The organism is Flavobacterium sp. A45 (assembly GCF_002001005.1).
In the GTDB taxonomy this organism is placed as follows: Bacteria; Bacteroidota; Bacteroidia; order Flavobacteriales; family Flavobacteriaceae; genus Flavobacterium.
Map to the genome: position 1 here is coordinate 98,202 of NZ_MUNX01000051.1, position 16,291 is coordinate 114,492.

The 16,291-nt window shown below is 34.4% G+C and carries 14 protein-coding genes; 9 read left to right on the forward strand and 5 right to left on the reverse strand.

Translation table 11 applies throughout. The features are described 5' to 3' along the window. Together B0E44_RS03410 and B0E44_RS03415 are read left to right on the forward strand one after the other, a co-directional pair. Nucleotides 1–1,275: an alginate export family protein gene (locus B0E44_RS03410; RefSeq protein ID WP_077370803.1), complete on the forward strand. Its 1,275-nt coding sequence runs from the start codon at nucleotides 1–3 to the stop codon at nucleotides 1,273–1,275. A gap of 501 nt (nucleotides 1,276–1,776) precedes the next feature. Then, nucleotides 1,777–3,399, forward strand: coding sequence for a hypothetical protein (locus B0E44_RS03415; protein WP_077370804.1), 1,623 nt, complete (start codon nucleotides 1,777–1,779; stop codon nucleotides 3,397–3,399). A 56-nt stretch (nucleotides 3,400–3,455) separates the two neighbouring features. On the opposite strand, the gene B0E44_RS03420 is transcribed toward B0E44_RS03415, so the two are convergent. The 3 genes from B0E44_RS03420 to lysS form a co-directional block, all read right to left on the reverse strand. After that, entirely contained in the window at nucleotides 3,456–3,767 is a 312-nt protein-coding gene (locus tag B0E44_RS03420) for a type II toxin-antitoxin system RelE/ParE family toxin (RefSeq protein ID WP_077370805.1), read from the reverse strand. Continuing rightward, on the reverse strand, nucleotides 3,749–3,985 hold the full coding sequence (locus tag B0E44_RS03425; protein WP_077370806.1) for a hypothetical protein: 237 nt from the start codon (nucleotides 3,983–3,985) through the stop codon (nucleotides 3,749–3,751). The genes B0E44_RS03420 and B0E44_RS03425 overlap by 19 nt, the downstream gene beginning before the upstream one ends. A gap of 128 nt (nucleotides 3,986–4,113) precedes the next feature. Continuing rightward, nucleotides 4,114–5,814, reverse strand: coding sequence for a lysine--tRNA ligase (gene lysS, locus B0E44_RS03430; protein WP_077370807.1), 1,701 nt, complete (start codon nucleotides 5,812–5,814; stop codon nucleotides 4,114–4,116). Between the two features lie 346 nt (nucleotides 5,815–6,160). On the opposite strand from lysS, the gene B0E44_RS03435 reads away from it, so the two are divergent. Both B0E44_RS03435 and lipB read left to right on the forward strand, forming a co-directional pair. After that, nucleotides 6,161–6,901, forward strand: a complete 741-nt coding sequence (locus tag B0E44_RS03435; RefSeq protein WP_077370808.1) for a hypothetical protein — start codon at nucleotides 6,161–6,163, stop codon at nucleotides 6,899–6,901. 104 nt (nucleotides 6,902–7,005) lie between these two features. After that, a complete protein-coding gene (gene lipB, locus B0E44_RS03440; RefSeq protein ID WP_077370809.1) occupies nucleotides 7,006–7,707 on the forward strand; it encodes a lipoyl(octanoyl) transferase LipB in 702 nt (233 codons plus the stop codon). Between the two features lie 34 nt (nucleotides 7,708–7,741). Here the strand turns inward: lipB and B0E44_RS03445 are convergent, their stop codons facing one another. After that, nucleotides 7,742–8,401 carry a ribonuclease HII gene (locus B0E44_RS03445; RefSeq protein WP_077370821.1) on the reverse strand — a complete coding sequence of 220 codons (660 nt, stop codon included), beginning with the start codon at nucleotides 8,399–8,401 and terminating at the stop codon, nucleotides 7,742–7,744. 383 nt (nucleotides 8,402–8,784) lie between these two features. On the opposite strand from B0E44_RS03445, the gene B0E44_RS03455 reads away from it, so the two are divergent. From B0E44_RS03455 to B0E44_RS03475, 5 genes are all read left to right on the forward strand, one after another. Further along, entirely contained in the window at nucleotides 8,785–10,740 is a 1,956-nt protein-coding gene (locus B0E44_RS03455) for a putative porin (RefSeq protein ID WP_077370811.1), read from the forward strand. A 121-nt stretch (nucleotides 10,741–10,861) separates the two neighbouring features. Next, a complete protein-coding gene (locus B0E44_RS03460; RefSeq protein ID WP_077370812.1) occupies nucleotides 10,862–12,223 on the forward strand; it encodes a pyridoxal-phosphate dependent enzyme in 1,362 nt (453 codons plus the stop codon). 77 nt (nucleotides 12,224–12,300) lie between these two features. Further along, nucleotides 12,301–12,783 (forward strand): 3'-5' exonuclease, encoded by a 483-nt coding sequence (locus tag B0E44_RS03465; RefSeq protein WP_077370813.1) that lies wholly within the window; start codon nucleotides 12,301–12,303, stop codon nucleotides 12,781–12,783. Nucleotides 12,784–12,945: 162 nt separating this feature from the next. Continuing rightward, on the forward strand, nucleotides 12,946–14,217 hold the full coding sequence (locus B0E44_RS03470; RefSeq protein ID WP_077370814.1) for a DUF2851 family protein: 1,272 nt from the start codon (nucleotides 12,946–12,948) through the stop codon (nucleotides 14,215–14,217). 122 nt (nucleotides 14,218–14,339) lie between these two features. Then, nucleotides 14,340–14,567: a PspC family transcriptional regulator gene (locus B0E44_RS03475; RefSeq protein ID WP_077370815.1), complete on the forward strand. Its 228-nt coding sequence runs from the start codon at nucleotides 14,340–14,342 to the stop codon at nucleotides 14,565–14,567. Nucleotides 14,568–14,647: 80 nt separating this feature from the next. Here B0E44_RS03475 and B0E44_RS03480 read toward each other — a convergent pair whose 3' ends face one another. Then, on the reverse strand, nucleotides 14,648–16,099 hold the full coding sequence (locus tag B0E44_RS03480) for an amino acid permease (protein ID WP_077370816.1): 1,452 nt from the start codon (nucleotides 16,097–16,099) through the stop codon (nucleotides 14,648–14,650). Between the last annotated feature and the right edge of the window lie 192 nt (nucleotides 16,100–16,291).

Here is a 16,291-nt window from a genome sequence, read left to right on the forward strand (position 1 = left end):
ATGAAGCTATTTAAAATAATGGCACTGGCAGTTGTGTTAATGACCAGTATGAATACTTTTGCCCAAGAATTTGATGCCAATTTGCAAATCAGGCCACGTTATGAGTTTAGAAATGGTTATAAAGCACCAATTCCTTACGGAGAAACTCCAGGTCAGTTTATATCTGGAAGAACGCGTTTGAACCTGAATTTCAAGCAAGATAAGTTTGTCACTAAATTGACTTTTCAAAATGTCCGTGTTTGGGGAGATGTTGCTCCCAATACAAAGTCAGATGTAAATGGCATTCAGATATTCGAGGCCTGGGCACAATATAATTTCAACGAGAAATGGAGTACCCGTTTAGGTCGTCAAGTGATTTCTTATGATAATCAACGCATCCTTGGTGAAGTTGATTGGGCTCAACAAGGACAGAGTCACGATGCAGCTTTGGTAACCTATAAAACTAAAAAAAGCCAATTAGATCTAGCAGTTGCCTATAATGCCAATGGAGAAACAGACATTGCAACACCGTATACAGTTGCTACTTACAAAGCGATGCAATATGCTTGGTATCATACTGAGTTGGGTAAATTAAATATGAGTTTACTGTTTTTAAACACAGGTTACGAAAATAAACTAGTCGCTCCAATTCCAACACCAACACCTGAATTAAAAGTAGATTATATGCAGACTTTTGGAACCTATATGAATACCAAAGGAAAATCTTGGGATGGAAATCTATGGTTCTATGGACAGACGGGTAAAAGTACAACTTATACCGTGAGTGCTTTTGACGCTGCACTTAATTTTAATTATGCGTTGACAGATAAATTCAAAGCAGGTCTTGGATATGAATTTTTATCAGGAAAAAGCCAAGCGAATGCAAATACCGATATAAAATCGTTTAATCCTATTTTTGGGACTAACCATGGATTGAATGGATATATGGATTATTTCTATGTAGGGAATCATAAAAATTCGGTAGGGTTGCAAGATGCTTTTTTGAAATTTGGATACGCAGTTAATAAATGGCAGTTTGCATTATTGCCACATGTTTTTAATGCAGCAAATACAGTTTTGGACGCTAGTGGAAATGAAATGAGTAACTATCTTGGTACGGAAGTCGATTTTACGTTTGGCTATTCAGTACATAAATTTGTAAACATAACTGGAGGTTATTCCCAAATGTTTGCAACAGATACTATGCAAAGACTGAAAGGTGGTGATGTTGATCACACCAACAATTGGGCTTGGGTCATGATTAATGTCAACCCTCAGATTTTTTCTTTTAAATAAAGGTGTTAATTTCTTGTATGAAAAGGAGCTTGATAAAAGCTCCTTTTTTTGTTTTTTATAATTGTTACACTTTATAGTTCTGCTATCCATTCTGAATCTTCATTGTCAAGTTGTTTTTGGTAAATATCACTTTTAAACTTTATGTCGTCTTCAATTTTATTTGGATCTAATGGTTAAAGTAAATTCATAATTTCAGCATCATCGACAGATTTTAGTTTGTCAAAAAGGTCTAGTTTTAATTCTAAACTGCTCATAATGGCATGGTTTTCGATAAGCAAAGAAATGAAACAAAAAAATATTTGTTTTAATTTGATTTTTTTGAGTGGGAAGATGTGTTTTGGTTTAAACTTATTTTTTGCTAATACGATACATTGGTTTGGTTTAAAGCAGTTATTTTTTGATGTATTGTTAAGCAAATGCCTTTAGTGTTAATGTCAATTTAAAGTAGTCTTAAATTTGCACTCCCTCCCAAAAATAATAATAATTTATTATAGTTTAATTATGAAAAAAAGTATTTTTGGGCTACTTGCCTGTTCTTTTTTGGTTTTTCAGAGTTGTCAAAATGATGGTGATAGCGTTAATGTAGATCAAAATGCAAAAGTTATTTTAAACACAAATTCACAAAATTTGTCTGGCAGAATGAATAACGATAATCTAGGTATTATCGGTTTGGTTACTGGTAAAACTACTGGTAAATCAGCAAATGAAACTTCTTCTGAATTTCCAATGGCATTATTGGCGGAATTTAATCCTCCTACATATAACGGTTTGACTTTGAAAGCGACTCACGTTGATGTTAAGGACAATTATGTGTATGTTTCTTATAACACTCAAGGTGAAACTTACATAGGTGGAATAGATGTAATAGATGTTTCTCAACCCAATAATCCACAGCTTATTATACAAGCGATTTTGCCAAATGTCGATATTAGTACTGTTGTTTACGATAATGGAAATCTTTACTTAGCAGGGGCTATGGATGTTGATAAAAATGCAAATATAACTACCCCTTCATTTGTTGGTAAAATGCCACTTCAAGCAGGAAAGTTAACTACTGATTATACTTCCGTTTCTTTACGCGGTAATGTTGCTACTGGACTTACAGTTGCTGATTCTAAATATTATGGTGTTTCTGGAGATAATGGTGTTGTAGCAAAAATTGATAAAGCTACTAATACTGTCGAAGCTACGATTGGTGTTTTAGATTTGCGAGCAATTGGACGTATAGATAATAAAATTGTAGTTTTAAGTGGTAGAGAAGGAGTAAAGGTTTTTAATGCTGATAATTTAAGTTCGATTTCTTCTTTTTCGACTTCAAACGATGTTTCAAGTGCAAAAAGAACAATTGATTTTCAAGGAAATAATCTATTGGTTTCTGAAGGATATCAAGGGCTGAAAGTATACAATCTAGACTCAGGGAGTTTACTTCAGAGTTTGCCATTACCAACTAATTTAGCAAATGTTGATGCTGGTGATGTAGTTACTAATGCTGTATCTGTTAATGGTGATTTTGTATATGTTGCCAATGGAGCTGCGGGAGTTTCGGTATATAAAAATGTAAACAGCAGTTTGTCTTTTTTAGGGTCAATTCAATTGGGAGGTTCTGCAAACTATGTGAAGAGTGTTGGAGATTATATTTTTGTAGCTTCTGGAAATGGAGGATTAAAAATTATCAGAAAAATTAGCAGCGGTTCTCCATCACTTGCTTGTGATGGTTTTATTGCTTTTCCAGGTTCTGCTTACTTGAACGTAAATTCAGGTGAAACATTTAATTATAAAGGTGATCAGTCACTCTATACTGTGAATGTTAACCAAAATCTTAATTGGTGCGGAGTTCTTGCTGCAGCGCAAGGGGTAACAGTAAACAGTAATGGTGTTTTTTCTATAAAAGGAGGTCTATATGTTGGTACTACCAAAAATTCATCTACCTTAATTGTTAATGGAACTCTTAATATAGAAGGTGATTTAATGGTGTATGGAAATGTAATTTTGAATAGTGGTGCCAAACTTCAATTTTTAGGAGCAGGTGGGCATATGATAATTACTGGAACTGTAACTAAAAATAGCGGTGTTACGATTACAGGAAATTACATTGATGATAGAAATCAAGGTAAATTGAAATAATAAATTAGCTTTAGGCTGAAAATAGAAAAGGAGTTTCAATTTTGAAGCTCCTTTTTTTATGGTTTTTTCAGAATTTTAGTAAGCTTATTTGGGTTTTGTCGATTGTCCCAAAAAGCAATAACAATTAGTTCGTTCTCGGTTGTTTTGTAATAAATGTTATAATGACCTAAAGTTGATGTTCTAATGTCTTTATAATTGGTGCTGACAAAACTTTCAGGATTTCTAAGTAGAAATTGTACTCTTGTAAATATTTCAAAAATCAGTTTTTCAGAATAAGTAGAAGATTTATTTCGTTTCGTCCAATAGGTTAATATTTTTCTTCTTTCACGAACGGCTGTGTCGGTCCAAATTACTGTTTTGACAACCATTCTAAATCTTCTTTGTCTAATTGTTCTTGCGAAATGACTCTGCCTGCTTTTATATCTTCTTCTCCTTCTTTTACCATATCTAATTCATATTTACTTAAATGGTAGATTTTATCTTCATCGACTGTCTTTAGTAGAGCCATTATTTTTTTTAACAAACTCTCATCTTCTACAGATTTTAGTTTGTCAAATATTTCTAGTTTTAATTCTAAACTACTCATAAATAGTATGATTTTGAATAACAAAGTTAGGAAACGAAAAATGATTATTTGCTTTTATTAAAAAATTTTGAACATAAAAAAAGGAGCTCCAAATTGAAACTCCTTTAAAATATTAGATAGAATAGAAATTACTCCACCAATTCCACAAATTTATATTCCCCTTCAACGGCAACTTTTGTCAACCCGTGTTTAGATAAATTTTTCATAGATGCATCCCATTTTTTACCGCTTAAATTCGCAGTAATTTTTAGTTGCTGAAGATCCATTTTGTTTTCATTTCCTTTCAATAAATCAACGATAAATTTCTCTTCGTCTGATAATTCAACGGTCTGTTTTTTCTCAGGACGCATTTGCGGGAAAAACAAGACCTCTTGAATCGAAGCATTATTTGTCAAGAACATCATCAAACGATCCATTCCAATTCCTAAACCAGAAGTCGGAGGCATACCGTATTCTAATGCTCTCAAGAAATCCTCGTCAATAGTTCCATTCGCTTCGTCATCACCTTTTTCAGCCAAACGCATTTGGTCTTCAAAACGGGCTCTTTGGTCAATTGGGTCATTCAATTCAGAGTAAGCATTCGCAACTTCTTTACCGCAAACCATCAATTCAAAACGTTCAGTCAATTCTGGATTGTCACGGTGCTCTTTACAAAGCGGAGACATTTCTTTAGGATAATCAGTAATGAAAGTTGGCTGAATATAATTTCCTTCGCATTTCGCTCCAAAAATCTCATCAATCAATTTTCCTTTACCCATTGTGTTATCTACGTCAATTCCCATTCCGCGTGCAGCCTCAAAAAGTTCTGCTTCCGATTTTCCAGAAATATCAAAACCAGTAAAATGTTTGATAGAATCTGTCATTGTAACACGAGCATAAGGCGCTTTAAAGCTAATTTTATGCTCACCAAAAGTAGCCTCGCTTGTTCCATTAACGCCAATAGCACAATGTTCCAGCAAGTTTTCGGTAAAATCCATCATCCAGTTGTAGTCTTTGTAGGCTACATATATTTCCATTGCGGTAAATTCCGGGTTGTGCGTTCTGTCCATTCCTTCGTTACGGAAGTTTTTCGAAAACTCATACACACCGTCAAAACCACCAACGATTAATCTTTTTAAATACAATTCATTCGCAATACGCATGTACAACGGAATGTCAAGCGAATTATGATGCGTGATAAACGGACGAGCCGCAGCACCACCAGGAATCGATTGTAAAACCGGAGTTTCTACTTCAAGATATCCAGCTTCGTTAAAGAAACCGCGCATTGCATTAAACAATTTGGTACGCTTGATAAACGTTTCTTTCACGTTTTGGTTCACCGTCAAATCTACATAACGCATTCTGTAACGCAATTCGGCATCGTTAAAAGCGTCGTGAACTTTTCCGTCTTCATCCACTTTAGGCAATGGTAATGGACGAAGTGTTTTACTCAAGAAAGTAAAACCGCTCACACGAATACATTTTGCACCAACTTGTGTCGTAAACAATTCACCTTCAATACCAATAAAATCGCCCAAATCAGTCAATTTTTTGAATACTTGATTGTACAATGTTTTATCATCGCCTTCACACAAAACATCGCGGTTCACGTACAATTGAATACGCCCTTCGCTATCCTGCAACTCAGCAAAACAAGCCTTTCCTTGATCTCTCACACTCATCAAACGCCCGGCAACAATCACTTTTTTACCTTCTTCAAAAGACTCCTTTATTTGCTTCGAAGTGTGATTTACAGGAAAAAGATTAGCAGGATAAGGATTGATTCCTAAATTACGTAAAGATTGAAGTTTTTCTCTTCGGATGATTTCTTGTTCTGATAAGGCCATTATATACTGTTTTTTAAGTCCGCAAAGATAACAAATAGATTGCAGATTTTAGAAAGCAGATTTCAGATTTTTTGGAGCAGAAAATTCGCGTGTTTTCAAGACCATTTCTCCCGCTATTCGTTTCAATCTTTTTATTTTTAAAGAAAAAATAAAAAGGATTTTCACTGCTATCGGGGCTAAGCCACAAGTTTAGTTTTTCATAAGATCTTTGCCAAAGCTACATTTTGATGTAAAACTGTTAATTATTTAAAAACAACAATAACATCTGTAAGAAAACTAATTAACTTCGCTTTGTAAAAACTCAGAAACTTAGTGTCTTCAGTATCTTAGCAACTTTAAAAAAAAAATGAAAAAATATTTCTTCCTACTCTCAATTCTCCTTACCGTAAGCTGTCAAGTCACCGAAACCATTAATTTCAACTCCAATGGAAGCGGAATCATTAAGGTTGAGCATTTAAGAGATGAACACAGCTATATGCAGATTGCTAAGGAAAACTATTCAAAGGAAGATATATTCAGAGACACGACTTACATTTTTGGCGATTATATCAAGAAACATGAAGAAACATTTTCCAGAACAGCTGTTGCTGATCAAAACGTATTTTTGAGATATTCCGATGTGAAAATTCATAGAAAGGCAAGTTCCTATGATAAGGAATTCCGAAAAAGTTATACCCAGAACTTTCAAAAAGCATCCGATATTGTTGATCTTTCAAAAACCGATCATTACTTGGACGACATTATAAATAATTATGCCTTAAGCGCAGAAGAGCACTATTACAAAGTAAGTTACAGTTATACTAACAATCGTTTCAACAGAACTGTAACGATTATCGATACACTGGAACAAAAAAAGGAATTTGATAAAATTGAAGAATTAAAAGCAAAATACAAAGGATATAAACTGGTTCAAAATTATACTCTGAATTATCATTTTCCTCGCAAGATTCAGTCGGTTTCCAATGCTCTTGCAAAAATAAGCGATGACCGTAAATCGCTATCTCTGCAATTTCTATTAACTGATTATCTACAAAATCCGGTAAGCACAAATCTTGAAGTGGTTTTAGAGCCTGAAGCAGTCGATTAATAACAGGCTTTCAAAACACTTTTGGTTGAAATAAACATTTGTACCTTTGCAAAAATAAATCTTAGATTCTTAATGTCTAAGATTCTTAGCATCTCAAAGAAAAAATGAACAAAACCATTCAGCTTCAGGATTTAGGGAATAAGGATTATAAGGAAACTTGGGAATACCAGGAAGAACTGTTCAAGGGAATTGTCGATTTGAAGATCCAAAATAGGAGAGAAGAAACCACTGTTGAAACTCCCAATTATTTTTTGTTTGTTGAACATCCTCACGTTTATACTTTAGGCAAAAGCGGCGATTTGAGCAATTTACTTTTATCTGAAAAACAGTTGGAAGCCAAAGGTGCTACTTTCTACAAAATCAATCGTGGAGGTGATATTACCTATCATGGGCCTGGGCAAATTGTGGGTTATCCAATTCTCGACTTGGAGAATTTCTTTTCGGATATTCATAAATATTTGCGTTTTTTGGAGGAAGCTATTATTCTGACTTTGCAGGAATACGGCTTGGAATGTGGCCGAAGCGACGGAGAAACAGGAGTTTGGCTTGGAGCGGGGACACCATTCGCTCGTAAAATTTGTGCTTTGGGAGTTCGTGCTTCGCGCTGGGTGACCATGCATGGTTTTGCCCTAAATGTCAATGCCGACTTGGGTTATTTTGACAACATCATTCCGTGTGGAATTCGAGGTAAAGCGGTGACTTCACTTCAAGTGGAACTTGGTGTGGAGAAAGTAGATGAGCAAGAAGTTAAAGAAAAAATCTTAAAACATTTCACGAATTTATTTGAATGTTCCATTACTCGATAGTTCGAAAAATCTAGCAATCTAGAAGTCCAACAATCTAAATATCCAATTTCAATTGCTCAGGCAATAATCTAAAACTCATTCTGTGGTATTTTGTGGTGCCATATTTTCGGATGGCGTCGCGGTGTTCTTGAGTGGGATAGCCTTTGTTTTTTTTCCAATTGTACATTGGGAATTCTTCGTGAATTTTATCCATATATTCATCACGATAGGTTTTTGCTAAAATAGAAGCAGCGGCAATACTCAGGTATTTTGAATCGCCTTTTATAATACTTTGATTCGGAATTGACTTCAATAATTCTATTTCGGCTTTAGTAAATTTTTTTCCAAAAGTATTTTTTAAACCCAATTTGGCATTCAATGCTCTATTACCATCAACAATAATAAATTCGGGAGTTTGTGTTAATTTCAAAACACATTCCTGCATTCCTTTCATCGAAGCATTTAGAATATTGATTTCATCAATTTCCTTTGGATGCAAATGGGTTACGGCAAATGTAATGGATTCCTGTTCGATAATTGGTCTCAGTTTCTCTCTGGCTTTTTCACTTAGTTGCTTACTGTCGTTTAGGATGCTATTTTTGAAATCAATTGGCAGAATTACGGCCGCGGCTGTAACTGGACCGGCAAGACAGCCCCGTCCGGCTTCGTCGGTACCAGTTTCGAGCAGGAAAGAGGAGAAATTATTATGAAGCATATTTGAATCTTTTCGTGTGGCAAATATTGTGATTTTTTCTTGATTTTCTTTTTTGAGAAGCAAATTGATTTCGAAAAAATAAAAGATTTGGTGATTGCATTCAGGCCGCTACGAGCTGCGAGAGGGATAGGAGCAAGCTACCAAAGTAGCGCGTATAGCCCGACAGCAGTAGGAAAAGGGGCAAATCGACGGTACTGTGAGTTAGCCCCTTTTTCTACTGGTGGCTCGCCCTGATTATTTGGAACAGATAAGTTGTGGTTTGTAACTAAATTATGTTTAGTTGTTTGTCCTATAAATTGAGGTGTTTTTTTATTTATATGTTTTTATCCTTTACCTTTGCTCGACATATCAGTGAAATAATTGCCTAATTATAACCTTTTCAAATGAGAATTTTCTTTTCTTTATTTTTTTTAGCTTTCCCAATTCTCTTGTTTTCTCAAGTAAACAGTGCTAAAGAAATAGATTATAATAGTAAGTATAATGCTTCGGACTCTATTAGGAAGAAAAAAGCGCCAGAGGCAACCATTGATATGTACCAGATTATTTCATTGGATAAGGATACGACTTATATTGATACCACTCAGTCTGTTCGAAAGGGATACAGTTATAATTATTTAAGAAAAGATATTTTTGGTCTTTTACGTTTTACCAATGTGGGGCAAACCTATAATACGCTTCAATACGGTCTTAATGGTTTTTCGCCTTATCCTGAATTCGGATTTACGGCAAAACAGTTTAATTATAGCAAGGGGGAAGAAATTAGATATGCTAATGTGGCCACTCCTGTATCCGAATTGTATTTTAAAACAACCATACAAAGGGGGCAATCGACAGATGTCTATTTTGCTATAAACACGTCTCCAAGACTTAATTTTTCTATAGCCTATAAAGCGTTGCGTTCGGAGGGGAGATACATTAACCAAGAAGCCAGAACAGGAAATTTTAGATTTACCACCAGCTACAACTCCAAAGACGGGCGTTATGTTGCCAATGCACATTATGTAGCCCAAAAGATTCAGAACGAGGAAAATGGTGGAATTAGTAATGTAAGTGATTTTGAAAGTGGTGATCCATCGTTTGATAATAGAGCTCGATTGGGAGTTTATTTTGAGGATGCGATGTCTTTGCTTAAAGGAAAACGTTTTTTTGTTGATCAAACCTTTAGAATTAATCCTAAAAAAGGCGACAATAATTTATATGTTACCGAACAGTTTAATTATGAGGATATTTATTTTAAATATTCGCAAGAAATAATAGCTTCAACGGTTGGTGGGACTATAGTGAATCGTTATGGTGATTCTTTTGTGACTAACGGGATTGATGACAAAACAGACTACAATAGAATGTATAACAAACTAGGGTTGGTTTATGAAAACATGACTTTGGGAGCTTTTACTTTTTTTGTTGATGATTTGCATTCGAATTATTTCTATAATAATATTTTGTTTTTGGATAACGAAACAGTTCCTAATTTGTTAAGTCAAAACATAAACACTGTTGGCGGACAATACAATTATCGGAAAGACAAATGGAATGGAAAGTTTTTATATTCGAAATCAGTAACGGATCAAAATTTATCCAATCTTGACGCATCGGCGGTCTATGATATTAATGATGAGAATCAAATCTCATTTAGATATCAAAACATGAATAAATTGCCAAACAACAACTATAATTTGTACCAAAGCAGTTATAAAAAATACAATTGGTCAAACAATTTTGTTAATGAAAAAATAAACGCTATCAGTGTCAATGCAGATACGAAATGGGTATCATTATCTTTACAGCTGAATTCGATAAACGATCATTTGTATTTTGCAGATGTGTCTACAGCAGCCGAACGAAAAGACAGCACTCAAATAGTGGCTCCTGCGCAATATGGCAAAGCAATTAGTTATGCGTCGCTTAAGGTAGCAAAAGAGTTTGTATTTGGTAAATGGGCGTTAGATAATACCTTATTGTTTCAAAAAGTAGATCAATCTGATCCTATTTTGAATGTGCCAGAATTTGTGACCAGAAACACTTTATATTATACCAACTCCCTATTTGAAAAGCGACTGTTTTTTCAAACAGGATTGGAACTGAATTATTTTACCAGTTATCATAGTAATAGTTATAATCCATTGATTGGGGAATTTTTTGTTCAGGATAGAGTAAAAATTGGAAATTATCCTCTTGTTGATTTCTTTATAAATGCAAGAATTCAGCGTACTCGAATTTATTTGAAAGCAGAACATTTCAATTCGTTGTTTTCAAAAAACAATTATTTTTCGGCACCCGATTACCCGTATCGCGATTTCTTAATTCGTTTTGGATTAGTTTGGAACTTCTTCAATTAATTTGGAACTTAGTCATTTGAAATTTAATTTTAAAATTAAAAAACTGACTAATTTTGATTTTGTATATAGATTATGCGTAATAGTATGATTTAAAAAAAAAATAACACCAAAAAAAGACAAAATGGAATACTCAGAAAATATATTAGGAACTATTGGGAATACTCCATTAGTAAAACTCAATAGAATCACTGCAGAAGTTGACGCTTTGGTTTTGGCAAAAGTAGAGACATTCAATCCAGGTAATTCGGTAAAAGACCGTATGGCCGTAAAAATGATTGAAGATGCCGAAGCAGATGGACGTTTGAAACCAGGAGGAACTATTATTGAAGGAACTTCTGGAAATACAGGAATGGGATTGGCGTTAGTAGCCATTATCAAAGGTTACAAATTGATTTGTGTGATATCCGACAAGCAGTCCAAAGAAAAAATGGATATTCTTCGTGCTGTAGGCGCTAAAGTGGTGGTTTGTCCAACAGATGTAGAGCCGACAGATCCGCGTTCGTATTATTCAGTTTCAAAACGACTGGCCGAAGAAACACCAAATTCATGGTATGTGAACCAATATGATAATTTATCGAATTCATTAGCACATTACGAGCAGACTGGGCCAGAAATTTGGAAACAAACAGAAGGGAAGATTACCCATTTTGTGGTTGGTGTAGGTACAGGAGGAACTATTTCTGGTGTTGGAAAATACTTGAAAGAGAAAAATCCGAACATCAAAATCTGGGGAATTGATACTTATGGTTCGGTGTTTAAGAAATATCACGAAACAGGTATTTTTGACGAAAATGAAATTTATTCCTATATCACTGAAGGTATTGGAGAAGATATTTTGCCTAAGAATGTTGATTTCTCCCTAATTGATGGATTCACCAAAGTAACCGATAAAGACGCTGCTGTCTATACCCGAAAAATTGCACTCGAAGAAGGAATATTTGTTGGAAATTCAGCCGGTGCAGCCATAAAAGGCTTGTTGCAACTCAAAGAGCATTTCAAACCAGAAGACGTGGTTGTCGTATTGTTTCATGATTCTGGAAGCCGTTATGTAGGCAAAATGTTTAATGACGACTGGATGCGAGAAAGAGGGTTTCTGGAAGAAGATGTAACCAAAGCCGAAGATGTGATCAAAGATCATATTGATAAGCCTTTGATTGTTGTTCGTACCGAGGAATTGGTTTCGCATGCAATTGATCGTATGCGTAAATATAATATTTCGCAAATTCCTGTGGTAGATATTAATGGATTTGTTGGCTCTGTTGACGAAACTGATCTGTTTAGAAGTTATATGGTTGACAAAAATGTAATTGATAAGCCTATCAAAGAAGTAATGGGAAAACCATTTCCTGTTGTTAAATTAAGTACATCAATCGAAGAAGTTTCCAAGTTTTTCACCAAAGATAATGATGCTGTTTTGGTAGAACTTGGAAACGGAAACCATCAAATTATAACAAAATCAGATATTATTAAGGCGATGAAATAATTTTTTTGGATTGCAGATTTTGTACAAATCATTGAAATCTGCAATCTAAAATCTGCAATCTAAATTCTAAAATTCCCATGACTTTCACCGCAATAGATTTTGAAACAGCAACAGCTTATCATCCTTGTTCAGTCGGTATTGTTACCGTCGAAAATGGTGTCATTGTTGATGAGTTTGTAACTTTAATTAAACCTCCCAATAATGAATATAATCCCTTCACGATACGCGTTCATGGAATATATCCAAGAGACACGGCAAACGCCAAAACGTTTGTGGAGGTATTTCCCGATATTCAAAAAAGACTTCAAAACAGAGTTGTAGTAGCACATAATGAAAGCTTCGATCGTAATGTTTTGTCTAAATCCATGGCGCTTTATGGTTTGAATTACGAGGATTTGAATATTGGTTCTCGTTGGGAATGTACCGTGAAAATATATAAATCGAAAGGTTTGAAGCCTACAACTTTAAGTGATTGTTGTAGAGCCATGAAAATTCAGTTGAATCATCACGAAGCTTTATCGGATGCTCGAGCTTGTGCTAAATTGTATTTATTGAGATAATTCCTTTCAAAAAGATCCAGAATTTTATAAGCTTATTTTATTGTTGATATTTCAAATTTGTAGAAATATCTGTCTTTTTTTATTTTGTAAGTTAAGTTGTTGCTTTTTTTATTACTTTAGTCTAAAAGTCTAATAATCTAAGAAGTCTAACAAATCTGAATTATGAAAGAAGATTTCCTCCACTACCTTTGGAAATTCAAGAAGTTTGATACTTTAAATTTAAAAACTTGTAATCAAGAGGAAATCACGATCGGCAATGTGGGACAGTATTTAGAATTGGCTGGACCTGATTTTTTTAATGCCCAAATTACTATTGGAAATCAAAAGTGGGCAGGAAATGTCGAAATTCATGTCAAATCATCCGATTGGTATATTCATCATCACGAAAAAGATGCGGGTTATGAAAATGTAATTTTGCATGTCGTTTGGAATCACGATACCGAAATTTACAGAAGTAATAATTCAGAAATTCCCGTTCTAGAACTCAAAAATTATGTCAGTACAGATATTCTAAATAATTATCAAAAGTTACTGACTCCAAAATCTTGGATTTTTTGCGAAAAGCAACTGAAAGAGATTCCTCGATTCACATTAATCAATTGGCAAGAACGTTTGTTTTTTGAACGTTTGGAAAGAAAGGCTAGGCCTATTTTGGATTTGTTGGAGTCAAGCAACAATGACTGGGAATCAGTTTTATTCTGTCTTTTGGCAAAGAATTTTGGTTTGAATACGAATGGTGAAATATTTCTCAAGATTGCTCAGTCTATTCCTTTTTCGGTGATTCGGAAAGAATGTTTTGAAGTGGAGAATCTGGAAGCATTATTGTTTGGATCTGCAGGATTATTGGATGCAGAGAAAGAAGATGCGTATTTCAAAGATTTAAAATTCAGGTATTTTTATTTGCTCCACAAATACCAAATTGAGAAAAGTTGTGTCGAACCCGTTCAGTTTTTTAAACATCGCCCAGATAATTTCCCTACGATTCGGCTTTCACAATTAGCCAATTTGTATCACAAACAGCAAAATCTATTTTCGAAAATAAGTGACTTGAATTCTGTTGAAGCTATTTATGAGGTTTTTGGCGTTTCGGTTGCTGAGTATTGGCAAGCCCATTATCAATTTGACAAAGAAAGCCCAAAGAAAAAGAAAACTTTGTCCAAATCATTTATAGATTTGATTGTTTTAAATACAGTTATTCCACTTCAATTTGCATATGCCAAAAGTCAAGGAAAGGAAATTTCTGAAGATTTAATTGCTGTTCTAAATGAGGTTGAGCCGGAAAAGAATTCAATTGTAGATAAATTTGGTTCATTTGGATTAAAAGCTAAAAATGCATTTGAAACTCAGGCGTTACTGCAACTAAAAAATGAATACTGCAATAAGAATAAATGTCTAGATTGCGCTATCGGAATGGAGTTGCTGAAGAATAATTAATCGAAGAAAGGTTTTCTCTGAAGTTTAGCTTTTATAATGTATGTAAGAACCTTTCGAGCATTAACCGATAGTATTAAAAGATTCTGTAATTTTGCGCATAACCATAACTCATAACTCAAAAAATGCGAGCAGTAATACGATTGAAATTCTTTTTAGAAAAATATGGTTTCCATGTTTCTTCTCGTTTGGCCGATAAATTGGGAATGCGTGTGACAAGTGTCAGACTGTTTTTTATTTACATCTCTTTTGTTACCGCTGGTTTGGGATTTGGAGTTTATCTTACATTGGCTTTCTGGATTAGACTAAAAGATTTGGTAAGAGCCAAGCGGACTTCAGTTTTTGATTTGTAGAAAGAATTGTAGAGCATAAAAAAGGGATTTTAAAGTGGTTAAGCTTTAAAATCCCTTTTTGTTGATTGTATTGTGAAAAGTTATTTTTCCGGATTATTTAATTTACTGTTTTTCTTACCATATATAAAATAAATTGCTATACCTAAAGCCATCCAAACTATAAGCCTAGCCCAGCTTTCGTTAGGTAAAGAATACATTAAAGCTAAACAAATTACAATTCCTGCAATCGGTACAAATGGAACCCATGGTGTTTTAAATGCTCTTGGAGCATCAGGCATTTTTTTACGCATAACCATAACGCCAATACAAACTAAAACAAAAGCTAATAAAGTTCCGATACTTACCATATGACCTAAGTCGCTTACCGGAACAAGTCCCGCAAATAAACTTACGAATACCAAAAAGAAAAGGTTAGTTTTCCATGGAGTGCGGAATTTTGAGTGGATTTCACTGAAGAAAGGAGGAAGCAAACCATCTTTGCTCATTGTGTAAAAAACACGGCTTTGTCCCATAAGCATCACTAGCATTACTGAAGTATAACCAGCCAAAATTGCCACAATTAAACCTGTTTGTAAAAAGTCATAACCTGTTACGGCAAAAGCTGTAGCGGCAGGTTTTGCATCTCCTGCAAATTTATAATAAGGTACTAGCCCTGTCATTACGTGAGAGAACAACACATATAAAATTGTACAAATTACCAATGAGCCTAAAATACCGATTGGCATCCCTTTTTGCGGATTTTTTGCTTCTTGTGCTGCTGTAGAAACTGCGTCAAAACCAATGAAGGCAAAAAATACTGTTCCAGCTCCAGCTGCAATTCCAGACCATCCAAATTCTCCAAAAACACCTGTGTTTTCAGGAATATAAGGAACATAATTGTTGGCATCGATAAATTTCCATCCTAATACTATGAAGATGATTACGACAGCAACTTTTACAACAACTAAAAAGTTGTTTATTGAAGCCGATTCTTTAGTTCCTTTTATTAATAATAAAGAAAGTAATGAGACAATGAATATAGCCGGTAAGTTTACAATACCGCCTTCTATTACCGTTCCGTCACTTAATGTTAATGTTTCCCATGGAGAGCAAATTAGGTCGGGAGGTAGGTGAATTCCATACTTTGAAAGTAACTCAAGTAAGTATCGAGACCAGCTTACACCGACAGTGGCGGCTCCTAAAGCGTATTCTAAAACTAAATCCCAACCGATAATCCAAGCCATAAATTCACCCATAGTGGCATACGAATAAGTATAAGCACTACCGGCAACTGGAATCATTGAAGCAAATTCAGCATAACAAAGTCCAGCAAATGCGCATCCTACTGCGGCTAAAATAAATGAAATTGTAACGGCTGGACCAGCATGGTCAGCAGCAGCAATTCCTGTTAGCGAAAATAGTCCCGCTCCAATAATTGCTCCAACTCCAAGTGCAACAAGCGAACGTGAAGATAAGGTTCTTTTTAGTCCTTTTTCAGATTCGGATGCTTCACCGAGCAATACCGAAAGAGGTTTAGTTTTCCAAATTGACATACTATTATATTGGTTTATTGTTATTAAGCTTCAAATGTATTGTTTTTTGTAAAAAATAAAAACAATTATATTGTTTTAAGTTACAAAATGTTCATAATATTTATGAAAGTTGTTAAGAATAATCTTTAAAGCTTGAAATTCATTAATTTAATATGGATTTTAATTTTGAGTGTATAATATTAAGAAAAATAA